The following is a 24,605-nucleotide window of genomic DNA, read 5'->3' on the forward strand; positions in this document are numbered from 1 at the left end:
TTTAAAATTATAAATAGTTAAAATATGCAAGAAACCACCATGAAAAGAGAGTTAGGCCTTCTAGACTCAACCATGATTGTAGCGGGCTCTATGATAGGCTCAGGGATATTTTTAGTAAGTTCTGATATCGCTAGACAAGTAGGCTCTCCCGGTATTATTCTGTTGATTTGGCTTATTACAGGTGTTATTACCTTAATAGCAGCTTTAAGCTATGGCGAGTTGGCTGGTATGATGCCACAAGCAGGCGGTCAATATGTTTATTTAAAAGAGGCTTATAATCCTATGATAGGTTTTCTTTTTGGATGGACAGTTTTTACGGTTATACAAACCGGAATTATTGCTGCTGTAGCCATTGCATTTGCCAAATACACTGCAGAAATTATTCCCTTTTTTGATCAAAGAAATATTTTATTCAGTTTAGGAGGCTTTAGTTTAAATCATACGCAATTGTTGGCCATTGTTATGATATGCTTTTTAACTTTCATCAACCTGCAAGGGGTAAAAAGTGCCAAAGTTGTACAAACAATTTTTACTATTGCAAAGCTTTTGGCTTTGCTAGGACTCATTATCGCTGGTATTTATGTGGGTTTAAATAGCGAGGCTTTCTTTTCTAATTTGGATAATTTTTGGACTCCCTACCAAACTAAAGTGAACGAGGATGGAACAATTTCTACCGAGTTGCTTGGTGGTGTTTTACTTTTTGGAGCTATGGGTGCAGCTATGGTGGGTTCTTTATTTTCATCAGATACTTGGAACAACATTACTTATATAGCTGGTGAAGTAAAAAATCCAGAAAAGAATATTCCATTGAGTTTACTGTTTGGAACTTTAATCGTAACCATATTATATATCTTAGCCAATGTAGCTTATTTGATGCTATTACCTGTTAGTGGTTCGCCAGATGGCGCAACAGTTTTAGAACGCGGAATCATGTTTGCCTCACAAGATAGGGTAGGTACAGCCGCGGCTTCTGTTATTTTTGGAAGTGCGGCAGCAGCTATTATGGCTCTCTTAATTATGGTTTCTACTTTTGGTTGTAACAATGGTTTAATACTTTCTGGTGCTAGATTGTATTATGCAATGGCTCAAGATGGTGTGTTTTTCAAGAGAGCAGCAACTTTAAATAAAAAAGATGTACCGGGTTTTGCACTTATTCTACAGGCTTTTTGGGCTGCTTTGTTATGTTTATCAGGCACATACGGCCAGCTTTTAGACTATAGCGTTTTCTCTGCTTTACTATTTTATATTATTACCATTGCTGGGATATTTATTTTAAGGATAAAAAGACCAGATTGGAAAAGACCTTACAAAGCTTTTGGTTATCCTTTTTTACCTGCGCTATATATACTTTTAGCTTCTGCTATTTGTATTGATTTATTGATTTACAAACCAGATACCTGCGGCTGGGGTTTAGGAATAGTTGTTTTAGGAATTCCAGTTTATTATGTTTGGAAATATTTTGATAAGAAATAAACAAAGCCTAACCTATGAAAAAACTTTTATTTATTGTGGCGATAGCTTTTGCTAACGCTAAAGGATTTGCGCAAACCGAAACACCAAAAACTAATTTGCCTGCTGTTACCAGAGAAATTATAGTGGTAGATTCTACAGGCCTGCCTTATTCTACAGAATATTGGAATAAAGCAGTAAAATCTGGTAAATATAAGTTAGAACGCATGTATGAAATGGGACAGCAACCCAAATTTCTACTGAAGCAGCTAACAGAAGAAGAACTAGATGAGAGGTTAGATAAATCTCTAAGACCCCGCTTAAGTAAGTGTTTTAAAGATGGAGACACCTTTAAATATTCTAATTTAACAGATATTACTGGTAAGAAAATAGCGGCTAAAGACTTAGTAGGAAAGATATTAGTGATAAATTTTTGGTTTATCGCTTGCCCACCATGCAGGCAAGAAATACCAGAGTTGAATGATTTGGTTAAGAAATTTGCCAATGAAAAAGATGTAGTTTTTGTAGCCGTTGCTCTAGATAAAGCTGAGCAAATTGAAAACTTCTTAAAACTATTTCCTTTTAATTATACCCAAGTTCCAGATGCGAGGTATTATGCTGAGAAATTTGGCGTTACCCAATATCCCACCCACGTTATTATAGATAGAAACGCTAAAGTAAGTTATCATTCTGTTGGCGGTGGTGCGGTTAATACTTATTGGTTAAAGAAAACCATCAAGGGCTTATTATGATTCTCATCTTGATATCATCTATGATATAATCTCATTATAATCCATACATAATTGTTAATTTTGCGGCCGATTAATAATCTGTGGAATGAATAAAAATGTAAAAGTAGGTATGGTACAGATGTCTTGCACATCAAACAAGCAAGAAAATCTAGATAAAGCCATCCAAAAAGTTAGAGAAGCTGCAGCAAAAGGCGCTCAAATTGTTTGTTTACAAGAACTTTTTACATCTCTATATTTTTGTGATGTAGAAGATTATGATAATTTCAAATTAGCAGAAAGCATTCCTGGTCCTTCTACAGATGCTTTGCAAAAAGTAGCTGCCGAGCTTGGTGTGGTTATCATAGCTTCTTTGTTTGAGAAAAGAACCGAAGGTTTATACCATAATACAACAGCGGTTTTAGATGCAGATGGTACTTATTTAGGTAAATACCGTAAAATGCATATTCCAGACGACCCTGGCTTTTACGAGAAATTTTATTTTACACCTGGAGATTTAGGTTATAAAGTTTTCAAAACCAAATTTGCTACGATAGGTGTACTTATTTGCTGGGATCAATGGTATCCAGAAGCCGCTAGGATTACCTCTTTAATGGGGGCAGAAATTTTATTTTATCCTACTGCTATTGGTTGGGCTAATACCCAAGACGAAGCAACTAATACAGAGCAATATAACGCTTGGCAAACCATACAGCGCTCTCATGCTGTAGCAAATGGCGTACACGTAGTAAGTGTTAATAGAGTAGGAGAAGAAGCTGGGTTGAGATTTTGGGGAGGTTCTTTTATCTCTAACCCCTTCGGGAGCTTAATTTACAAAGCTTCACATGATGATGAAGAAATTATTGTAGAGGAATTAGATTTAGCAAAATCAGATAATTACAGAACACATTGGCCTTTCTTACGTGATAGAAGAATTGATTCTTACCAGCCTATTGTGAAAAGGTATATTGATGAGGAGTGAAAAGTCCGAAGTCCGAGGACCGAAGTCTAATCGAACTCGAGAAAAATTATAAAATCTATTATGGCGTTTAAATTTGAAGAACTTAAAGTTTGGAAAAGAGCAATAGATTTATCAGCAGAAATTGATTTACTTACTAAATCATTTCCTAAAGATGAACTTTATGTATTAACATCTCAAATTAAACGAGCCTGTGATTCTATTTCACTAAACATCGCAGAAGGTAGTACTAATCAATCCAATGCGGAGTTTGCAAGATTTCTTACTTATTCAGTTCGTTCAAATATTGAAGTTGTAAGCTGTTTGCATATTGGGAAAAGAAGAAACATTATTGAATCAAAATGACTTTGAAAGGCTTTATTCAGAATGTGAGCAAATTCATTTCATGTTGATTGCATTGAAAAAATCTTTAAAATAAATGAACAATTTAAATAAACAACCAGTTTCCAACTTCGGACCTCGGTCTTCTAACTTCAAACTTCCTAATGGCTACTCTTTCCCACCAGAGTGGGCGCCACATGAAGCAACATGGCTTTCTTGGCCGCACAAGGAAGCAAGTTGGCCAGGTAAAATCGATAGTATTTATCCTAGATATGCAGAGTTTATCAAATATTTAGCGCTTTCTGAAAAAGTTAGAATTAATGTGAAGGACGAAGCAATGAAGTCTTTTGCGTTAAAATATATTGAGGCCGCTGGGGCTGATTTATCTCAAATAGAATTTTATTTTCATCCTACTAATGATGCTTGGTGCAGAGACCATGGTCCGGCTTTCTTGATAAACCCAAATGCAGTTCAGAAAAAAGTTATTGTTGATTGGGATTTTAATGCTTGGGGTGGTAAATATCCCCCTTTTGATTTAGACGACGTTATTCCAACTAAAATTGGGGCTCATTTTAATATTCCAGTTTTTCATCCGGGTATTATTATGGAAGGCGGCTCTGTAGAATTTAATGGTGCTGGCACTATTTTAACTTCCAGAAGTTGCTTGTTAAATGAAAATAGAAATCCGCATCTTAACCAAGAACAAATAGAACAATACCTCGAAGATTATTATGGTGCCCAACAAATTTTATGGGTTAGCGATGGTATAGTAGGAGATGATACAGACGGCCATATTGATGATACGGTAAGATTTGTGAATGAAAATACAGTTTTAACTGTGGTTGAGGATAATCCGGAAGATGAAAACTACGAACTCTTACAAACCAATTTAAGGGAGTTGAAAGAAATGCGGTTGTTAAATGGAGATGCACTTAACATCATAGAATTGCCTATGCCAGACGCTGTTATTTTTGAAGATACGCGTTTACCTGCCTCTTATGCTAATTTTTACATCAGCAATGGTCATGTAATAGTGCCAACTTATCGTTGTAATAAAGATAAAATTGCTTTAGAAATTATAGCTAAATGCTTTCCTGATAGAGAAACTATCGGGATAGATTCAACAGATATTATCTGGGGATTAGGAAGTTTCCATTGTTTAAGTCAGCAAGAACCTTTGGTTTAAGATTAACCCATAAAAAAAAGCCTCGAAATTCATGATTTCGAGGCTTTTTTTATATAATTAGGATATTTCTTTATTTTCTGTAATAAGCTGCTGCTTCTGGTAGATATTTTTTAATATCATTGATACGTGTAGCATCGCTAGGGTGGGTGCTTAAAAATTCAGGTGGTTTTTGGCCGTTGCTTTTAGCAGCCATTCTTTGCCAAAAATCTATGGCACTAGCAGGGTCATATCCGGCCATAGCCATAAAAGTTAAACCCAATCTATCAGCTTCAGATTCTTGTCTTCTAGAGTTTGGTAATAAAACTCCGGCTTGTGCGCCAATTCCAAAAACTTGTTGGAAAACACCATATCCTGCTTCTGATTTGGTTACCGCAGCCCCTGCTAAAGTACCTAAGCCTTGCGCTATCATAGTTTGCGAGTAACGTTCGTTAGAATGTTTTGCAATAGCATGAGCAATTTCATGTCCCATAACAGTAGCTAAACCAGCATCGGTTAAAGTTACTGGTAAAATACCTGTATAAACAGCTACTTTACCACCTGGCATACACCAAGCATTAACATCAGGACTCTGAACCAAGTTAAATTCCCATTGAAAACCAGCAATTTGATTTCCATAACCATTATCATTCATGTATTTGGTTACCGCAGCTGCTATTTTATTACCAATATCTTTAACTTTTCTACTTTCAGCAGTATTGGTAACAACTTTAGTTTTTGGGTCAGATAGAAACTCGCGATAGCTCTGCGCTGCCATTTGGTTCATTTCTGTATCACTTACCAAATTTGCTTGTCTTCTTCCTGTTAAAGGAACTGTTGAACAAGCAGTAAAAAAAGCTGCTAGTGCAGCTACAGATAAAATTTTAACGGTTTTGTTCATAAATAATGAATAAATTATTTTTTCTTGAACAGATTTACTTTGGATTCTTTGCCTCGTAATAGACGTTCTATGTTTTTCTGATGAGTAACCAATATCAAAACACAAATACACATTCCGTAAATAACGATAGCTTTAACAGATACCTGATATACGAAAATAACACTCAAAGGAAAGGTAAAACCTGCCGATATAGAGCTTAATGATACGTATTTACTAACCAAAAGTACAACTGTAAAAACCAGAACACAAAGCAATGCTGCTGGCAGGTGAACGGCTAAAATCATACCAAAGAGGGTTGCAATACCTTTACCACCTCTAAAACCTGCAAAAACAGGAAAAAGATGTCCCATCACTGCAACTATGCCTAAAGCTAATTGGTAATTTACATATTGTACAGAATGCTCTGGTCCGGTTACAGATAGTCCAATAAAATAGGCAAGATTTGTGGCTGTCCAACCTTTAAGTATATCAATAATCATGACAGGAATACCTGCTTTTTTACCTAAGACTCTAAAAGTATTAGTTGCTCCTGCATTGCCACTGCCATATTCTCTAACGTCTATACCGTAAAAAGCCTGACCTATCCATACTGCTGAAGGTATAGAACCGAAAAGATAAGCTAATATGAGTGCTCCTATAGAGTATGCTGATATCATGTATTTGCAATTATATTAAATAGCTTCTTCTTTCTTGAATAAAAATGAAACTCATTTTATGAAATTAAAGCTTTAAGACTCATATCTAAGCTTTTAACAGAATGTGTTAATGCACCCATAGAGATATAATCTACACCACATTCAGCATATTTTATAGCATTTTCAGGTGTAATACCTCCAGAAGCTTCTGTTAAAACACTTTTATTAACTAGCTTAACAGCAGCTTTTAAATCATCAAAACCAAAATTGTCTAATAAAATTCTGTCTATACCACCGCAAGACAAAACTTCTTCTAGTTCTTTGATATTTCTTACCTCAATTTCAATTTGTAAATTTTTTTGATGTTGTTTGATGTAAGATTTTGCTGCCTGTATGGCTTTTTTAATTCCTCCGGCATAATCCACATGATTATCTTTAATCAAAATCATATCATAAAGACCAAAACGGTGGTTAACGCCTCCTCCAATTTTAACAGCAAGTTTTTCTAGGTAACGTAAATTAGGTGTGGTTTTTCTAGTATCTAAAACTTGGGTAGAGCTACCTTTTAATTTTTCAACAATTTGGTTGGTGGTGGTAGCTATACCGCTCATTCTTTGCATGGTGTTTAAAACCAATCTTTCAGCCATTAGTATAGAGCGTACGCTTCCAGTAACTACTAAAACAATATCGCCATGCTTAACTTTTTCTCCGTCTTTAATAAAAACATCTACGGTTAAACCAGCATCAACTTCTTTAAAGATTTCTAATGCAATTTCAACACCTGCTACAATGCCTTCATCTTTGATTAAAAGCTTGGCTTTACCTGTTGCCTCTTCCGGAATAGTTGATAAAGAAGTATGGTCTCCGTCTCCAATATCTTCACTTAAAGCTGTCTTTATAAATGTTCCAATAATCTCTTTATCCAATTCCATAAAAAATTTGAAAGCGCAAAAGTATAAAAATTTAAAAATTGCTAGCCTTTATTTTCTTCTATTCTTATTTGGTTAATTAAGAATTTACCTCCCATATTTTTAAGTTCATAACTTACCCTAAAGTTACCTTTAGAAGTTGTTAATACCAATACTCCAAACTTGTAATTTGCATTGGAAATTACTTTGTGGATGATTTTTGTAGCGATAGGAGGGTGTTTTAGAAAGAAATCTTTTAAAATAATTTCGGCTTGTGAGCCAGAGTAAATTTCTTCCTCATTTAAAATACTTAATTCTATAGTAGAAGAAAAATATTTTGATAATTCTTTGCTATTACCTGTTTTAAAGGCATTAGAAACTTCATCGATAACATCAAAAGAGAGCGCAGTTTTAAATAAAAAGAGTAATAAAATAGTTAATGCTGGTTTCATAAATGTTTGATTAATGTGTTAAAACTACATAAAAGATGCCATAAAATATTCTATTAATATAGCAATTTAAGCTTATAGCACTTGTCTTAAAATTATATATTTGCACTGTGAAAAATAAAAAAGTTGCACTCATTATTCTTGACGGTTGGGGATACGGCCGTAAAGATACCTCAAACGCCATTAATGTGGCTAACACTCCTTTTTTTGATTCTTGTCTTCAAAAATATCCAAACAGTACATTAGAGGCTTCTGGCTTAGCTGTAGGTTTACCAGAAGGTCAAATGGGTAACTCAGAAGTTGGCCATATGAATTTAGGTGCTGGTCGTGTTGTTTATCAAGAATTAGGTCGTATAAATAAAGCTGTAGCAGATAAAGAATTTACTTCTAACCAAGCTATCAAAAGTGCTTTTGAATATGCAAAGAAAGAAAACAAGGATGTTCATTTCATAGGTTTAGTTTCTGATGGTGGGGTACATTCACATATTAACCATCTCAAAGGATTATGCGATACCGCTCAAGATTTTGGTTTAGAGAACGTTTTTATTCATGCTTTTCTTGATGGTAGAGATACAGATCCAAATTCTGGATTAGGTTTTATTACCGAGTTAAATGATCACTTACAGCATACATCAGCAAAATTAGCTTCTGCCATTGGTAGATATTACGCTATGGATAGAGATAATCGTTGGGAGCGTGTAAAATTAGCTTATGATTTGCTGGTTAAAGCAGAAGGTAAAAAAGTTGATGCTATTACAAATGGTATTCAAGAATCTTACGAAGCAGGTGTTACCGATGAATTTATTAAGCCTTTAGTAGTTTGCGATAAAGATGGTAATCCTACAGCTACCATCAAAGATGGAGATGTGGTTATTTGTTTTAACTTTAGAACAGACCGCGGACGTGAGATAACTTTAGCCTTATCGCAAAAAGCATTTCCAGAGTACGACATGAAGCCACTGGATTTGTATTATGTTACCATGACTAGCTATGATGAAACTTTTCAAAAGGTTAATGTAGCTTTTGGTAAAGATGATTTGGTGATGACCCTGGGCGAGGTAATAGAACAAGCAGGTAAAAATCAAATCAGAATTGCTGAAACAGAGAAATATCCACATGTTACTTTCTTCTTTTCTGGTGGCAGGGAGAAAGAGTTTAAAAATGAGAAAAGATTATTAATTCCTTCTCCTAAAGTAGCTACTTATGACTTACAGCCAGAAATGAGCGCTCACGGAATCACCGATGCTATCATTCCTGAATTAGTTTCAGAATGGCCAGATTTTATTTGCTTAAACTTTGCTAACCCAGATATGGTTGGCCATACCGGCGTTTTTGATGCTGTAGTTAAAGCTGTAGAAACCGTAGACCATTGTACAGAGCAAGTTGTTAAAGCTGGTTTAGAACACGGCTATTCTTTCATCGTCATTGCAGACCACGGTAATGCAGATTTTATGGTGAACGAAGATGGTTCTGCCAATACTGCTCACAGTACAAACTTGGTTCCTTGTATCTTAATTGATGAAGATTATAAGCAAGTTAAAAATGGTAAACTTGGAGATATAGCGCCAACCATTCTTAAAATAATGAATATTGATATCCCGGCAGAAATGACTGGCGATGTATTGGTATAAATGATTAGGATACTATTTTTTATATCCGCTATATGCTTAACAGCCTGTTCTTTCTCTAACAAAAAAAAGGAACAGGCTGTTAATTATTACAATCTGCAAAAATACTTTTCTGAGGAAGCTACTAGGTTAAATAAAACCAAACCAAACATCAATAAAACAGTAAAGCACAATAATGCTTCTGAAACGCAATTCATAAAAATTGATGATTGGGCACAAGAATTGGCTCTTTTTATAGAATCAGACATTAATAAAGCTGCTTGGAAAAATAGCTATCAAAAAGATAGTACGAGCACTAAAATAACTTACACTGCTAAAGAAGAAAACTTAAGAACAAGAAGAATCATTATCCTACTTAAAAGAAATAAACTATCAAAAATTAGCATCACCAACCAAACAAAAAACAACCTTTATCATACCAAAGAAGAGCTTATTTATATTCCAGATTCCCTTTATCAGATAGAAAAATATCAGGATGTAAAAGTTTTAGGTATTAATAATTATGAGGTAAAAGGTGTTTTTAACTAGTTTTTGATGTTGATAAGCAGTTGCTTAGATTTTTCTATCTGCGAAACGATATCTTTTCTGGCAGCGTTTTCGGCTAATACTTTCTTTAAATCGGTTATAGATGAGTTAGCAGCAGAAATAGCAGCGTTTTTGTTATAAATGTCATTCACTTTCTGACTTTTAAAAACGCTATACTCTTGATAAGCTAAACCTCTGTTCTGATAAAACTTCATGTCATTTGGAGTAAGTTCAATCCCACTAGAAAAATCTTTAATAGCACCTAGTAAAAGGTCTTCTTTTTCGGGATTTTTATAATCTTTTATTTGGGCGCTCATTAACATTTTAGCTTTACCTCTGTAATAATAAGCAATAGCTTCAGAAGGTTTATAAGCAATCAACTTATCAAAAGATTCTATAGATTTTTTATAGTTAGATGAATGATAATAAGCATAGCCTAAAAGATAAAGCGCATTCATATTACCATGATCTTGTTTAACAGCTTGTTCAAAAAAAGTAGCGGCTGTATTAAAATCACCATTCATCATGGCTTTTTGTCCAAGTCTTTCAAACGGAGTTTGCGCAAGTATAGTAAGGGGTAAAATAAGGGCTAAAACTGCTAAAATTTTAAATTTCATGAATATAACTGTTACCTTTAATAATCGTAATTTGTGAAAATATTAACGATTTTAAAATTAAAATATTTCTTTTTCTAAACTTTAAATTACCTGACTATTTTTCAGTTTATAAAGATGAGGATTAAAGAAATTAGCCATATAAAGTAATTATTAACCTAAAATTACCATTGGCATAACTGTTGAACTTCTAGATAACTCAAAAATAATAGGCTTATAGGTAGGTTTACTCTGCCAATTTGACTTTATTAAAAATATAAGATAATATGAGCAAATTCGATCCGTTCGATTTTAACCAAGCGATGCCACTGATAAATGAAGATACAGAGTTTTTTCCGCTGATGTCTCAAGAAGATGAGGAAGAAATGAATAATGAGCAAACACCTGAAGTTTTGGCTGTTTTACCATTAAGGAACACTGTACTATTTCCAGGTGTTGTGATTCCTATTACCGTTGGCAGAGATAAATCCATCAAACTGATAAAAGATGCTTATAAAGGGGATAGGGTTATAGGTGTTGTAGCGCAGTTAGATGTAAGTGTAGAAGACCCAAAATTTGACGAGCTTAATAAAGTTGGTACAGTAGCTGTTATTGTTAAAATGCTACAAATGCCTGATGGTAATACCACCGTCATTATACAAGGTAAAAATCGTTTCGAGCTGGTAGAGCAAGTACAATCAGAACCTTATATAAAAGCTACAGTAAAGAAATTTGAAGAGGTAAGACCTAAGGTTGATAAAGAATTTAAAGCCATGGTATCATCTATTAAAGAGATGGCTATGCAAATTATTCAGTTTTCTCTTAATATACCTTCTGAAGCCGCTATTGCTATAAAAAATATAGAAAGCGTACCTTTTCTAATCAATTTTATCTCTTCTAATATGAATGCATCTGTTGCAGATAAGCAAAAGATGTTAGAGGTTGCAAATTTGAGAGATAGAGCTCAAATGGTTCTAAGCCATTTAAGCACCGAGCTACAATTATTAGAGCTTAAAAATCAAATCCAAAATAAAGTAAAGGTTGATTTAGATAAGCAGCAAAGAGATTACTTCTTAAACCAGCAACTTAAAACCATTCAAGAAGAATTAGGTGGTAATTCTCCAGATATGGAAATTGAGGAGCTGCGGAAAAAAGGGAGTAAGAAGCAATGGTCTAAAGAAACAGCTAATCATTTTAATAAAGAGCTAGATAAATTAGCCAGAATGAATCCGGCTGCAGCCGATTACTCTGTTCAAATTAATTATTTGGAAGTGTTGTTAGATTTACCTTGGCAACAGTTTACCAAAGATAATTTCGACCTAAAACGAGCTCAAAAAATATTAGATAAAGACCATTACGGTTTAGATAAGGTTAAAAAGCGTATCGTAGAATATTTAGCTGTTTTAAAGCTAAAACACGATATGAAAGCGCCTATTTTATGCTTAGTTGGCCCTCCGGGAGTTGGTAAAACATCCTTAGGAAAATCTGTTGCAAAGGCTTTAGGTAGAAAATATGTAAGAATGGCTTTAGGGGGTGTAAGAGATGAGGCCGAGATTAGAGGACATCGTAAAACTTACATTGGTGCTATGCCGGGGCGCATTATTCAGTCTATCAAAAAAGCAGGAAGCTCAAATCCGGTTTTTGTTTTAGATGAGATTGATAAAGTAGGTAACGATTTTAGAGGCGATCCTTCATCGGCATTATTAGAGGTATTAGATCCAGAGCAAAATAATGCTTTTAATGACCATTTTGTAGAGTTAGATTATGATTTATCTAACGTGATGTTCATTGCAACCGCTAACTCTTTAAGTAGTATTCAGCCTGCTTTGTTAGATAGGATGGAAATTATCGAAGTAAATGGCTACACGATTGAAGAAAAAATAGAAATAGCTAAAAAGCATCTTTTACCAAAACAGAAAGAACAACACGGCTTAAAAGCTAAAGATGTTAATCTAAAATCGTCAGTAATAGAAAAAATTATTGAAGATTATACTCGTGAATCTGGTGTTAGAGGTTTAGAGAAAAAAATAGGTTCGGTAGTGCGTGGTGCAGCCACTAAATTAGCGATGGAAGAAGCTTATAATGTTAATTTTACAGCTAATGATATAGAAGAAATCTTAGGTCCACCTATTTTTGATAAAGATTTTTACGAAGGTAATGAAGTAGCTGGTGTGGTAACAGGCCTAGCATGGACACAAGTAGGTGGCGATATCTTATTTATAGAAGCAAGCTTAAGCCCAGGAAAAGGTAGGATGACTTTAACAGGGAATTTAGGTGATGTGATGAAAGAATCTGCTACCATTGCCATGGCTTATATAAGAGCACATGCCGTTAATTTTGGTATAGATTATCGTGTGTTTGATCAATGGGATATTCATATCCATGTTCCTGCTGGTGCAACTCCAAAAGATGGTCCTTCGGCTGGTATAACCATGTTAACAGCATTAACATCAGCGTTTACGCAAAGAAAAGTTAAAGAGCATCTGGCTATGACAGGCGAGATTACGCTACGAGGTAAAGTTTTACCTGTAGGCGGTATTAAAGAGAAAATTTTAGCAGCTAAAAGAGCAAATATTAAGGATATAATTTTATCAAAAGCAAATAGAAAGGATATTTTAGAGATTAAAGAGTCTTACATTAAAGATTTAAATTTCCACTATGTATCTGAGATGACAGAAGTTATTAAACTTGCTTTGTTAGATAAGAAGGTGAAAAATGCTTTAGATATTGTTTATAAAGAACCTGCAAAACAAAATCAAGAATAATCAAAACCCGGTTTATCCGGGTTTTTTGTTTATGAGATAAATAAATATGACTTCACTCATATTTTATTATATATTTAAAAGCTATTTTTATCGTATATAAGCTATTTATCAATTACATCATGATTAAGATTCTTGTTACTACCGATTTTTCTGCCAATTCTAAGGCAGCTATAAGATTTGCAATTAAATTTGCAGCCCAATATCCTGAGGTTTCTTTAACTTTTTTCCATTCTTATCATATTTTAAAGCCCACTTCCTTTAGTGATGCTAAATTTGAAGCTTATGAAAAGGCGCAAAAAGAAAATATCCATAAAAGGTTAGAAAAGTTTGTTAAAGATGTTTACCATACTTCCGGGGTAAAGTCATCAGAAGTAAATTGTGTTTGTAGAGAATCTGTAGTAGCGCACAGTAATATCATGAACTATGCTAAACAAGAAGGTTTTAATTTTATTTCAATAGGTACTAGAGGAGCGGGTAAAATAGAGAAACTATTTGGTACACATACCTCTTATGTCATTAGTCAGTCTTCTATTCCTGTAATTGCCGTTCCAAAAACTTACAAATCAAAAGATATTCAAAGTATTTTATACGCTTCAGATTTGATTAATTTGGATAAGGAATTAGATCAAGTCATTGATTTTGCTAAACCAATTGATGCCAAAATAGAGGTTGTGCATTTTGGTTTTCCTTCTGATATTGAAAAGAAAGTAAAATTAGCAGAAGAAAAAGTTAAGAATCATTCTGATTATCCTGTAGAATTTCATGTTCAACCGAGTGATTTTATAAAATCTTTGGTTGATAATATAGAAATAGCAGTAAAGAAAAGTAAACCTTCTATTTTAGTGATGTTTACCGATCAAAAAGTTTCTTTTTTCAAGAAGATGTTATTCTCCGGAAATACAGAAGAATTTGCTTTAAACACAAGAGTTCCTTTATTAGTTTATCCAAAATAAATTGAAGAGAATTTTTGTTTGTTTACTGGGTTTGATATTATTCAAAGCAGTTATAGCTCAATCTCAAGAGACTAATTATAAAAGTGAGTTTGGCTTTAGAAGTGAAAACGATGCTTATTTAGCTATTGGCCAAGATAAGTATTATACCAACGGTTTGTTGGTAACTTTTAGATCGGCTTTAAATCCTGCCAAAAATCAAGATACCAGCAAGCTTGTAAAGAAAATATGGGCTTTAAGCATAGCGCATAAAATGTACAATGCAAGTTCTGGAAGTGTTGTAAATATATCTAGAGTTGATAGACCGTTTGCAGCTTATGCTTATGCCTCAACTTCTTTAAATTATTACTTTAAGAAGGAAACTGTTTTAGGTGCAGAACTACAAGGCGGTATTCTTGGCCCTTCAGCTAAGGGAGAGGAAGGGCAAAAATTCTACCATGAAGTTTTTGGTTTTTATGATATTAATGGTTGGCAATTTCAGGTTAAAGATGAAATAGGGGTGAATCTTCTACTTAATTATCAAAGCCTTTTATTTCGTAACCAAAAACGTACTTCTGATTTTAGTTTGCCTATAGAAGCTAGAATAGGTAATACTTTTACAGGTTTGAAAGCGGGGCTTTTGTTTAGAACGGGTACATTAAATCCACTTTATCATAGTGTGGCTACAAATAGTTTTGTATCTACTTATAAAGAAGCTCATGCTAAAGAAAAAGAGCTATATTTCTTTTTAAAACCATCTTTAGATGTAGTTATTTATGATGCTACTATTTCTGGTGGTTTATTTAGAGATGATAAAGGACCGGTAGTTTATGATATTAGGCCTTTGGTGTTCTCGCAAGAGTTTGGACTTGCCTATGCGCAAAAAAGGTGGACTTTTAATTTCTCCTTAATCTTTAAATCAAAAGAATTAAAAAGTGCCGCTAAAGCACATCAATATGGGATTATAGATTTGTATTATAGGTTTAACTAATCCCAAATTATATTCCTATTTATTTTCTTAAGAGCTTGTTTCTTTTTACTTTCTAATCGTTTATGAACGGCAGCTTTACTTGGTTTAGTAGGTTTCCTTGGCTTTTCTTCTATTAAACTTTCTTTAATCAGCTTTAAAAGTCTTTTAATAGCAATTTCTTTGTTTTTGTATTGGCAACGGTCATCATCAGCTACAATATGCAATAAACCTTCTTTGTCAATTCTGTTGGCAAGCTTTTGTAAAAGGAGTTGTTTTTGATGTTCATCGCAAGCAGCTGTTTGGTTAATATTCCAAATCAATTCAACTTTAGAAGAAACTTTATTTACATGCTGCCCACCTTTACCACCACTTCTAGAAGTTTTAAAGGTAAGTTCTTGAATAAGAATCTGAAAATCTGGTTTCTTCGGCATAACTAAATATCTAAATCTCTTTCAAAGGTTTCGCAATTAATTTAATTTAGCAATTATAAATGCAGAATTTTAAAATATTACTGTTTTTTCTCCTTTTTACTAGCGTTCAGCTTTTTGCTCAAAACGGGGGTAATGGCGTATTTCAGTTTCTTAATTTACCTAACTCTTCCAGAACAGCAGCTTTGGGTATGGGGTATCAGGTTGCGCCAGTGCAAGACATCAGCGTAAGCTTTATAAACCCATCTTTATTATCAACCAAACAAAAAAATACAGCTTTATTAAATTATAGTAATTATGTTTCTGATATTAATTTAGGGGCCTTGCAATACAATTTTTCAGTTCAAGATATTCCTTTATCTGCCACATTATTGTATGTTAACTACGGTAATTTTAATGAAACTAATATCATTGGCGAGCAAACAGGCAATACTTTTTCAGGTGGTGATTACCTCTTTAACATAGGAGTTGGCCATAACTGGAATAAGCAAATTTACTACGGCTTAAACTTTAAGACCATATACGGTGCTTATGATATCTACAGGTCTTTCGCCTTAGCGGCTGATGCTTCTATCACCTATCAGGATACAGTTAATAATTTTTCGGGAGGTATTATTTTAAAAAATATGGGCTATCAGCTACAGCCTTTTAATAACCAAAGAGAAAATTTACCTTTTGAGATAGCCTTAGCTATATCGCAAAAGCTTAAATATGCACCTTTCAGGTATCATATCACTTACAATCATCTACAACAATTTGATTTAACTTATCAGGATTTAGAAAATCCTGATAACCCGGCCGATTTAATAACTGGAGAACCAATAGCAACTCAATATTCCAAAACGCAAATGTTAATGAGGCATTTTATTTTTGGCTTAGAATTAATGCTTTCTGATGCTTTTCAGATACAATCATCCTATAATGTTCGCAGAAATAAGGAATTAAGTATCATGAATACAGGTGGTGCAGCTGGCTTATCTTTTGGTTTTGTTTTGCAACTTAAAAAGTTGAGTTTTTCTTATGCACATTCTAGACTAAACGCTGCTGGCGGAAATAATTATTTTACCATCCAACTAAAGCCTTCAATTTTTAGCACTAAAAAATAATGTTAATTCGAGGGCAATTATATAGCTTTGTCTCTCGGGATGAGTAAAAATATAATTGTAGCTATAGATGGCTATTCTTCTTGTGGTAAAAGTACTTTAGCTAAAGCATTAGCTAAAAAATTACATTTTATATATGTAGATAGTGGTGCCATGTATAGGGCCGTTACCTTATATTTTCTTCGTAACCAAACAGATTTAAGTAATCATGATATAATTATTGATGCCTTAGAGCATATAGATTTAAATTTCCATTCGAGAGATTATCAATCTCACATACTTTTAAATGGTGAAGAAGTGTCTGAGGAAATTAGACAGATGCCTGTTTCTGAAAATGTAAGTAAGATAGCCGCCATAAAAGAGGTAAGACAAGCCATGGTAAAGCAACAACAGAAAATGGCTAAATCTAAAAATATGGTGATGGATGGACGCGATATTGGCACCACTGTATTTCCAAATGCACAGGTTAAGCTATTTATGACTGCAGACCCAAAAATAAGGGCCGAACGCAGATATAGAGAGTTGCTTTCAAAAGGTGAACAAGTAGAACTAGAAGAAATATTTGAAAATCTTGCGCATAGAGATTATTTAGATACCACACGCGAAGAAAGTCCACTAGTAAGGGCAGATGACGCCATTATTTTAGACAATACAAACTTGTCAGAAGAAGAGCAATTAAACTTTGCTTTAGATAAAATCAAACCTTTTCTTATTACCCTATAATCATTTTGAAGGTTTTTTCTCATACTGTTGTTCATCAGCAGGGATATCTTGTATAGATTTTACACCTTCGCTTTCTGAAGTAAAATCTTTCATAGAGGCCACTTTTTTAGAAGCATTTTTCTCTTTTAAATCAAGTTCTGTGGTTATCTCATCTTGGTTCTGCTGTTTAATTTGAGTTTTTATTTTGTTTTTCATAACATTATATTTAGCTCTATAGAATTAAGCAAGTACTATACCTAAAATGCAAATGCTTAAAAATCAATAAAAAAAGCTTTTTATTTCTTTTTCTGTAAGAATATATTCCTACCTTTGCAATCCCCAAAGCGGGAAAAAAGGAGACAAATTATTTAATGGCAAAAAAACAAGTAGCAGAAAAGGAGTTAAAAGCAAAAGAAGCAGAACTTCAAGAGACTGTAAAAAGAGAAAAAGAGGTATTTGAATCAGAAGCTGATTCATTATCTATTGAAGACATTAAATCTTCATCACTCGTAGCAGACCCTAACGATTTTGATTGGGATGCAGACGATAAAGTGTTTGGTAACTACAACCAAGCAGACAGAGAAAAAATGGAACAGATGTATGCTGGTACATTCAACTCTGTAGAAAAAGGAGAAATTATTTCTGGAACTGTTGTAACTATCAACAGTAAAGATGTGGTTTTAAACATCGGTTTCAAATCTGATGGTTTAGTTCCTTTAAACGAATTCCGTGATACACCAGACTTAAAAGTTGGTGATACAGTTGATGTATTTGTTGAACAAAGAGAAGATGCTAACGGACAGTTAGTTTTATCTCGTAAGAGAGCAAAAACTCAACGTTCATGGGAGATGATTAATGAAGCTTTAGAAAACGATACTATCATTAACGGTTATGTGAAGAGCAGAACTAAAGGTGGTTTAATCGTAGATATAATGGGCGTAGAAGCCTTCTTACCAGGTTCACAAATTGATATTAAGCCAATTCGTGATTACGATGTTTACGTTGGTAAGACTATGGAATTCAAAGTTGTTAAAATCAACCACGAATTTAAAAACGTTGTTGTTTCTCACAAAGTTCTTATCGAAGACGATTTGGAAAGCCAAAAAGTTGAGATTGTTTCTAAATTGGAGAAAGGACAAGTTCTTGAAGGAACTGTTAAAAACATTACAGATTTCGGTGTATTCATTGATTTGGGTGGTGTTGACGGTTTACTACACATTACCGATATCTCTTGGGGCCGTATCGAGCATCCAAAAGAGGTATTATCTTTAGATGAAAAAGTTAACGTTGTTGTTCTTGACTTTGATGACGAGAAAAAACGTATCGCTTTAGGTTTAAAACAATTAACTTCTCACCCTTGGGAGTCTTTAAATACTGATTTAGCTATCGGTTCTAAAGTAAAAGGAAAAATCGTAACTGTTGCAGATTACGGTGCATTCTTAGAAATCATCCCTGGAGTAGAAGGTTTAATTCACGTTTCAGAAATGTCTTGGTCTCAAAACTTACGTAACCCACAAGAGTTTATGAAAGTAGGAGATGAGATTGAAGCAGTAGTTTTAACCTTAGATAGAGATGAGCGTAAAATGTCTTTAGGCATTAAACAATTAACTCCTGATCCTTGGGAAAAAGCGGCAGAAAGATATCCAATCGGAAGCAAGCACAAAGCAGCTGTTAAAAACATGACTAACTTTGGTGTATTTGTTGAAATTGAAGAAGGTATTGATGGTTTAATCCATATTTCTGACTTATCATGGTCTAAAAAAGTTAATCACCCTAACGAATTCACTAAAGTTGGTGAAGAATTAGATGTGGTAGTTTTAGAACTTGATGTTGATAACCGTAAATTAAGCTTAGGTCACAAACAATTAGAAGAAAACCCTTGGGATACTTTTGAAACTATCTTCACTTTAGATTCAATCCACGAAGGAACTGTAACTAAAGTAACTGATAAAGGAGCTTTAGTAGCATTACCTTACGGTGTTGAAGGTTTTGTACCAACAAAACATTTAAGCAAAGAAGATGGTTCTGTATTGAAAAATGATGAGACTTCAGAGTTCAAAATCATTGAGTTCAATAAAGATTCTAAGAGAATAGTTGTTTCTCATGCTCGTATATGGGAAGAAGTGAAAGCTGAAGCTGTTGCAGAAGAAAGAGCTAACAAGAAAAAAGAAGCTAGCGCAGCAAGCAGTGCAGTTAAGAAAGTTAAAGACTCGGTAGAGAAATCTACTTTAGGAGACTTAGACGTATTGGCACAATTGAAAGATAAGATGGAAGGCGATGCCAAAAAAGCTGCTAAAAAGAAAGAAGAAGCTAAGTAATTAGCAATTCTATCATAAACGAAGCCCCTTTGTGAAAGCAAAGGGGCTTTTTTGTTGAGCATATGCGAGGGAATAGAAAACGAAATTTAAAAATTTCACCTCTTTTATCTTATTTTTTCTATTTTTGACCAAACCAAAAGACTGATGCAAAATTTAACCCTTCTTGACGGTCAAAAATTTCAAATTACTTTAAAACGCCTTTGTCATCAGTTAATAGAAAATCATAACGATTTTTCTGATTCTGTTATCATTGGTATCCAACCGCGTGGTCCTTTTTTGTCTAATAGGATTGCTAGTGAGTTAAAGCAAATTATCCCTCATGCAACCATCAATCATGGTAATTTAGATATTACTTTTTATAGAGATGATTTTAGAAGAGGAGATTCTCCATTACTACCAAATAGTACACACATAGATTTTATTATAGAAGGCAAAAAAGTGATTTTGGTAGATGATGTTTTATGGACAGGCAGAACCATTAGAGCTGCTATGGATGCCATGCTTGCTTTTGGTAGGCCGGCAAAGGTAGAGCTATTGGTTTTAGTAGATAGAAGATACTCTAGACAGTTGCCAGTAGAACCAGATTATATTGGAATACAGGTAGATTCCATATCATCGCAAAAGGTGGTTGTAAGTTGGAAAGAAGCAGATGCAGAAGATAAAGTTATTTTGATATCAGACAATAAAAAGTAAAATGCCAGAACAAGCAAATAGATTAAGCAGTAAGCATCTTTTAGGAATTAAAGACCTTAATACAAAAGATATCGAACTTATTCTTGAAACTGCTGATACTTTTAAAGATGTGATAAACAGACCTATAAAAAAAGTTCCATCTTTAAGAGATATCACCATAGCAAATATCTTCTTCGAGAATTCTACCAGAACAAAGCTTTCTTTTGAGCTGGCCCAAAAAAGACTGTCGGCAGATGTAATCAATTTTGCAGCTTCCAGTTCATCTGTAAGTAAAGGAGAAACTTTAATAGATACGGTAAACAATATCCTTTCTATGAAGGTGGATATGGTAGTCATGAGACATCCTTATGCAGGTGCTGGTGTTTTCTTAAGTAAACATATCAATGCACAAATTGTGAATGCTGGAGACGGGGCGCATGAACATCCAACCCAGGCTTTATTAGATGCTTTTTCTATCAGAGAGAAATATGGTGATGTAGCAGGTAAAAAAGTAGTTATTGTTGGCGATATTTTACACTCAAGAGTAGCTTTGTCTAATATATTGTGTTTGCAAAAATTAGGTGCAGAAGTTAAAGTCTGTGGTCCAACAACATTAATTCCTAAATATATTCACACGCTTGGAGTAAAGGTAGAGCATGATTTAAGAAAAGCTTTAAACTGGTGCGATGTTGCCAATATGTTGAGAATACAATTAGAGAGGCAAGATATCAAGTATTTCCCATCGTTACGAGAATACTCCATGATGTATGGATTAAACAAGCAGATTTTAGATTCTCTAGATAAGGAAATTACCATTATGCATCCTGGTCCAATTAATAGAGGAGTTGAAATTACCAGCGATGTTGCAGATAGTAAGCAATCTATCATCCTAGATCAGGTAGAGAACGGAGTTGCAGTAAGAATGGCTGTTTTATATTTATTAGCTAGTCAAAAGCAATAATACTATGGACGCAGAAGAATTAGCTTTTTTGAAAGATTGGGAGGTTAGAAGAAAGAGATGGAGTTGGGGTAAAGTTTTCTTTAATACTGTTCTTTATGCGGTTGTTCCTATGGTCTTAACCATTGATTTTATAAATTTTTTCATTATTGCTGATACAAATTTTGGCTTTTTTAGTTGGGAGCATTTATGGGAGTTTATAAAAACACTTTTTATTTTTTCTTTAATAATTGGCTCGTCTTTTGGAGTGTTCTATTGGTATTCTAACGAGCTAAAATTCCAAAGACTTACCCGAAAACAAGAAAAAGAGAAGAAAAACACTCATTAAAAATTAATGTTATTAGTTTTATATTAAATGTCTGTTAAATTCGTTCAAACATTTAATAATTATTTTTTGGTGCGTTTGCTTTAAGACAAATAACCTTTAGAATGTTAAATAACTATGCTAAAAAAAATTACTGTATTAACATCATTCATATTTTTTGGTTTACAAATTCAGGCACAAATTCCGCTTCAATATGATTTAAATAATAAGTATAAAAAAGCTTTAGAGCTATTAGAGCAGAAAAAGTATGTAGCAGCTTCTTCTATTTTTCAGGAAGTAGAGAAAATAAGATATACCACCTCTACACAAGTTGATGCCAGATTAAACATCTCAGAGATTAAGATTAATGCGCAGTACTACAGAGCTTTATGTGCATTAGAACTCAAAAATGAAGATGCTGAGGAACTGTTTCTCAAATTTATCAGGCAACATCCTGAAAATGCTAAAACAAAACAGGCATATTTTCAAGTAGGTAAATCATATTTTCAGCAAGGTAAATATCAGGATGCTTTAAATTGGTTTACAAAAGTAAGTTCGATAGATTTGGTTGGTGAGGATGAAACCGAATATAAATTCAAAACCGCTTATGCATATTTTGAAACCAAGGATTATGCAAATGCAAAACCTTTATTTGGTTTAGTTAAAGATCGTCCGTCTGTTTATCAAGAGCAAGCCATATATTATTATGCTTATATCTCTTATCTCGATAAAGACTATAAAGTTGCCTTAACTAATTTCGAGAAGCTTAAAAATTCTAAAAACTATGAGTCTAGCTACCCATATTATATCTCCGCTATTTATTTCTTAGACAAGCGTTACGATGATGTTTTAGCTTATACTATTCCTATTTTAAACACTACAAAGCAGCAGTACGAGACAGAAATGTTCAGGATTGTAGCTGCGTCTTATTTTGCTAAAGAAAATTACAATGAAGCGCTTAAATATTATGAGCGTTTTATGACTAATGATAAAGGTAAGACACAAAACAATCAAGACTCTTATCAAATAGGCTATACTTATTATAAGCTAAAAAATTATAATAAATCTATAGATCAATTAATCAAGCTTAATAAAGACTTAAATAATTACAGCCAATATGGCTTATATACTTTAGGGGATTCTTATATCCAAACCAATAACAAACAAGGTGCAAGAAATGCTTTTTTAGAAAGTTCTAAGCTAAATTTTGATAAACAAATTAAAGAAGATGCGCTACTTAATTTCGCTAAGCTTTCTTACGAACTTCAGTTTCACAACATCGCACTAGATGCTACTCAAGAGTACATTAAAACTTATCCGCGTTCTGCTAAAATTAATGAGGCCAAAACCTTATTGGCTAATGTATTATTAAGTACTAAAAACTACCGAGATGCTATCGATATTTTAGAAACTATCAATAATAAAAATGAAGATGCACAGGAAGCTTATCAAAAGGTAACATATTATAGAGGTTTAGAGCATTTTAATGAAAGAGCTTTTGAGAATGCCATTGGTATGTTTTTGAGGTCTAATAATTTTCCTTTAGATAAAGATATACATGCTTTGGCTACTTACTGGTGTGCAGAAGCTATGTATGAAGTGCGGAAATTTGGGGAATCTGTAGATTATTTCGAGAACTTCTTGAAAATGCCAGCAGCAAGGAAAACAGATTTATTTAACTATGCCAATTACGCCTTAGGTTATGCTGCTTTAGAAGGAGAAAATTATCCAAAAGCTGTTACTTATTATAACAGGTTTTTAAATGGTAGCGAGAAAGATAGTAAGACTATTAATGATGCTACATTAAGACTAGCTGATGCTTATTTCGGCGCTAAAAACTATGGTAATGCTTTAACTTATTACAACAGAATTATAGCGCTTAATACAAGCAGTAAAGATTACGCTTTATTCCAAAAAGGAATCATTGAAGGCTTACAAAATCAGCCTCAAGCTAAAATTGCAACTTTACAATCTTTGTTGAGCCAATTTCCTAATTCTAATTATGCTGATGATGCTGGTTTTGAAATTCCTTATACCTACTTTTTAATAGGTGAGGGAGAAAAAGCTAAAGCAGATTTAACCGCCTTTATAGCTAAATATCCTAGAAGTGCTTACGTTTCTAGAGCGCTTATTACCATTGGCTTGGTACAATATGACCAGAAGAATGATAATGAAGCTTTAGCTACTTTCAAAAAGGTAGTGAGCGATTACAAATCAACTGACGAGGCTCAACAAGCTATAAAATTAATAGAGAGAATTTATGTTGACATGGGTAACGCATCAGCATTTATAGATTATGCTAATTCAACCTCTATAGGAAACTACACTTTAGCAGAACAAGATAATATCATGTTTCAGGCGGCTAATAATATGTATTTAAGAGGAGATTGGGCAGGTGCTGTAGAATCTGTAAATGCATATTTTGATAAATTCCCTAAAGCCATCAAAGATAAGCATGCAAAATTCATCAGGGCAGAGAGCTATAAAAACTTAGGTAAATTTGCTCCAGCTATTATAGATTATGAGTACATCCTTAACGATTGGACAAGCGAGTTTACAGAGAAAGCCTTAATCAGTATCTCAAACATCTACTTAAAAAATAAACAATATAACGAGGCTATTGTACACCTTAAAAAGTTAGAAATTGCTTCTGAATATAAATCAACCTACCAATTTGCTATCAATAATTTAATGGTGGCTTATGAAGGCTTAGCAGTCCCAGATCAAACTTTAAAGTATGCTCAAATTATAAAAGACTACGAAAAATCATCAGAACAAGATAAAAACTTAGCTACTTTATATGCAGGTAAGGCTTATTTGCTAACCGCAGATACAACAACGGCTGTTAAAGAATTAACTTTCTTGTCTAAAAATGCTAAAACTATTCAAGCGGCAGAGGCAAAATATCTTTTAGCCAATATTCAATATTTGAAAAAGGATTATAAAGAATCTCAAAAAACATTATTTGATTTAATTAATAACCTGCCAAATTATGATTATTGGGTAGCTAAAAGTTTTATCCTTTTAGCCGATAATTATATTGCTTTAAAAGATGTTTTTCAAGCTAAAAGCACTCTACAAAGTATTATAGAGAATTATGAAGGAGATGATGATATCCTGCCAACAGCTAAAGAGAAACTTCAAGCCATCACCAATAAGTAAAGAATTTATTTTATCA

Annotated in this window: 24 protein-coding genes; 17 read left to right on the top strand and 7 right to left on the bottom strand. The window is 33.6% G+C overall.

Annotated features, from left to right (window positions below):
• The first annotated feature begins 24 nt into the window (after window positions 1-24).
• The 5 genes from GJJ64_RS01815 (at window position 25) to GJJ64_RS01835 (ending at window position 4,663) form a co-directional block, all read left to right on the top strand.
• Window positions 25-1,473: an APC family permease gene (locus GJJ64_RS01815; protein WP_154286061.1), complete on the top strand. Its 1,449-nt coding sequence runs from the start codon at window positions 25-27 to the stop codon at window positions 1,471-1,473.
• Window positions 1,474-1,487: 14 nt separating this feature from the next.
• A complete protein-coding gene (locus tag GJJ64_RS01820; RefSeq protein WP_154286062.1) occupies window positions 1,488-2,201 on the top strand; it encodes a TlpA family protein disulfide reductase in 714 nt (237 codons plus the stop codon).
• An 85-nt stretch (window positions 2,202-2,286) separates the two neighbouring features.
• On the top strand, window positions 2,287-3,159 hold the full coding sequence (locus GJJ64_RS01825; protein ID WP_154286063.1) for a carbon-nitrogen hydrolase: 873 nt from the start codon (window positions 2,287-2,289) through the stop codon (window positions 3,157-3,159).
• Between the two features lie 60 nt (window positions 3,160-3,219).
• A complete protein-coding gene (locus GJJ64_RS01830) occupies window positions 3,220-3,501 on the top strand; it encodes a four helix bundle protein (protein WP_229655427.1) in 282 nt (93 codons plus the stop codon).
• A 73-nt stretch (window positions 3,502-3,574) separates the two neighbouring features.
• Window positions 3,575-4,663 (top strand): agmatine deiminase family protein, encoded by a 1,089-nt coding sequence (locus tag GJJ64_RS01835; RefSeq protein WP_154286064.1) that lies wholly within the window; start codon window positions 3,575-3,577, stop codon window positions 4,661-4,663.
• 70 nt (window positions 4,664-4,733) lie between these two features.
• Here GJJ64_RS01835 and GJJ64_RS01840 read toward each other — a convergent pair whose 3' ends face one another.
• The 4 genes from GJJ64_RS01840 to GJJ64_RS01855 are packed head-to-tail and all read right to left on the bottom strand — an operon-like array spanning window position 4,734 to window position 7,535.
• Entirely contained in the window at window positions 4,734-5,540 is an 807-nt protein-coding gene (locus GJJ64_RS01840; RefSeq protein ID WP_154286065.1) for a M48 family metallopeptidase, read from the bottom strand.
• 14 nt (window positions 5,541-5,554) lie between these two features.
• Window positions 5,555-6,196 (bottom strand): glycerol-3-phosphate 1-O-acyltransferase PlsY, encoded by a 642-nt coding sequence (gene plsY / locus GJJ64_RS01845; protein WP_154286066.1) that lies wholly within the window; start codon window positions 6,194-6,196, stop codon window positions 5,555-5,557.
• A gap of 56 nt (window positions 6,197-6,252) precedes the next feature.
• A complete protein-coding gene (nadC, locus tag GJJ64_RS01850) occupies window positions 6,253-7,107 on the bottom strand; it encodes a carboxylating nicotinate-nucleotide diphosphorylase (protein ID WP_154286067.1) in 855 nt (284 codons plus the stop codon).
• Window positions 7,108-7,148: 41 nt separating this feature from the next.
• Complete coding sequence (locus GJJ64_RS01855) at window positions 7,149-7,535, bottom strand: DUF4783 domain-containing protein (RefSeq protein ID WP_039449558.1); 387 nt, start codon at window positions 7,533-7,535, stop codon at window positions 7,149-7,151.
• A 107-nt stretch (window positions 7,536-7,642) separates the two neighbouring features.
• Here GJJ64_RS01855 and gpmI point away from each other — a divergent pair, with 107 nt between their 5' ends.
• Together gpmI and GJJ64_RS01865 are read left to right on the top strand one after the other, a co-directional pair.
• Entirely contained in the window at window positions 7,643-9,163 is a 1,521-nt protein-coding gene (gene gpmI, locus GJJ64_RS01860; protein ID WP_317162891.1) for a 2,3-bisphosphoglycerate-independent phosphoglycerate mutase, read from the top strand.
• On the top strand, window positions 9,164-9,688 hold the full coding sequence (locus GJJ64_RS01865; protein WP_154286068.1) for a hypothetical protein: 525 nt from the start codon (window positions 9,164-9,166) through the stop codon (window positions 9,686-9,688).
• On the opposite strand, the gene GJJ64_RS01870 is transcribed toward GJJ64_RS01865, so the two are convergent.
• Window positions 9,685-10,302: a tetratricopeptide repeat protein gene (locus GJJ64_RS01870; protein ID WP_154286069.1), complete on the bottom strand. Its 618-nt coding sequence runs from the start codon at window positions 10,300-10,302 to the stop codon at window positions 9,685-9,687. The two genes, GJJ64_RS01865 and GJJ64_RS01870, sit on opposite strands and share 4 nt — an antisense overlap.
• 263 nt (window positions 10,303-10,565) lie before the next feature.
• Between GJJ64_RS01870 and lon the strand changes: the two genes are divergently transcribed.
• From lon to GJJ64_RS01885, 3 genes are all read left to right on the top strand, one after another.
• Entirely contained in the window at window positions 10,566-13,043 is a 2,478-nt protein-coding gene (gene lon, locus GJJ64_RS01875) for an endopeptidase La (RefSeq protein ID WP_154286070.1), read from the top strand.
• Window positions 13,044-13,162: 119 nt separating this feature from the next.
• Window positions 13,163-13,996 (top strand): universal stress protein, encoded by an 834-nt coding sequence (locus GJJ64_RS01880; RefSeq protein ID WP_154286071.1) that lies wholly within the window; start codon window positions 13,163-13,165, stop codon window positions 13,994-13,996.
• A gap of 1 nt (window position 13,997) precedes the next feature.
• Window positions 13,998-14,963: a lipid A deacylase LpxR family protein gene (locus GJJ64_RS01885; protein WP_154286072.1), complete on the top strand. Its 966-nt coding sequence runs from the start codon at window positions 13,998-14,000 to the stop codon at window positions 14,961-14,963.
• Here the strand turns inward: GJJ64_RS01885 and arfB are convergent.
• Window positions 14,960-15,373: an alternative ribosome rescue aminoacyl-tRNA hydrolase ArfB gene (gene arfB / locus GJJ64_RS01890; RefSeq protein WP_154286073.1), complete on the bottom strand. Its 414-nt coding sequence runs from the start codon at window positions 15,371-15,373 to the stop codon at window positions 14,960-14,962. The two genes, GJJ64_RS01885 and arfB, sit on opposite strands and share 4 nt — an antisense overlap.
• Before the next feature lie 59 nt (window positions 15,374-15,432).
• Here arfB and porQ point away from each other — a divergent pair, with 59 nt between their 5' ends.
• Window positions 15,433-16,476, top strand: a complete 1,044-nt coding sequence (gene porQ / locus GJJ64_RS01895) for a type IX secretion system protein PorQ (protein WP_154286074.1) — start codon at window positions 15,433-15,435, stop codon at window positions 16,474-16,476.
• A gap of 39 nt (window positions 16,477-16,515) precedes the next feature.
• On the top strand, window positions 16,516-17,196 hold the full coding sequence (gene cmk / locus GJJ64_RS01900; protein WP_154286075.1) for a (d)CMP kinase: 681 nt from the start codon (window positions 16,516-16,518) through the stop codon (window positions 17,194-17,196).
• Here the strand turns inward: cmk and GJJ64_RS01905 are convergent, their stop codons facing one another.
• Window positions 17,197-17,391: a hypothetical protein gene (locus GJJ64_RS01905; protein WP_154286076.1), complete on the bottom strand. Its 195-nt coding sequence runs from the start codon at window positions 17,389-17,391 to the stop codon at window positions 17,197-17,199.
• A 155-nt stretch (window positions 17,392-17,546) separates the two neighbouring features.
• On the opposite strand from GJJ64_RS01905, the gene rpsA reads away from it, so the two are divergent.
• From rpsA to GJJ64_RS01930, 5 genes are all read left to right on the top strand, one after another.
• Window positions 17,547-19,493 carry a 30S ribosomal protein S1 gene (gene rpsA / locus GJJ64_RS01910; protein WP_154286077.1) on the top strand — a complete coding sequence of 649 codons (1,947 nt, stop codon included), beginning with the start codon at window positions 17,547-17,549 and terminating at the stop codon, window positions 19,491-19,493.
• 144 nt (window positions 19,494-19,637) lie between these two features.
• On the top strand, window positions 19,638-20,186 hold the full coding sequence (pyrR, locus tag GJJ64_RS01915) for a bifunctional pyr operon transcriptional regulator/uracil phosphoribosyltransferase PyrR (protein ID WP_154286078.1): 549 nt from the start codon (window positions 19,638-19,640) through the stop codon (window positions 20,184-20,186).
• Between the two features lies 1 nt (window position 20,187).
• Window positions 20,188-21,126: an aspartate carbamoyltransferase catalytic subunit gene (locus tag GJJ64_RS01920; protein ID WP_154286079.1), complete on the top strand. Its 939-nt coding sequence runs from the start codon at window positions 20,188-20,190 to the stop codon at window positions 21,124-21,126.
• Window positions 21,127-21,130: 4 nt separating this feature from the next.
• Window positions 21,131-21,451, top strand: coding sequence for a hypothetical protein (locus tag GJJ64_RS01925; RefSeq protein WP_154286080.1), 321 nt, complete (start codon window positions 21,131-21,133; stop codon window positions 21,449-21,451).
• Between the two features lie 114 nt (window positions 21,452-21,565).
• A complete protein-coding gene (locus GJJ64_RS01930) occupies window positions 21,566-24,589 on the top strand; it encodes a tetratricopeptide repeat protein (RefSeq protein WP_154286081.1) in 3,024 nt (1,007 codons plus the stop codon).
• The last annotated feature ends 16 nt before the right edge of the window (window positions 24,590-24,605 follow it).

Origin of the sequence: Pedobacter puniceum (assembly GCF_009674685.1) — a bacterium.
GTDB lineage: Bacteria > Bacteroidota > Bacteroidia > Sphingobacteriales > Sphingobacteriaceae > Pseudopedobacter > Pseudopedobacter puniceum.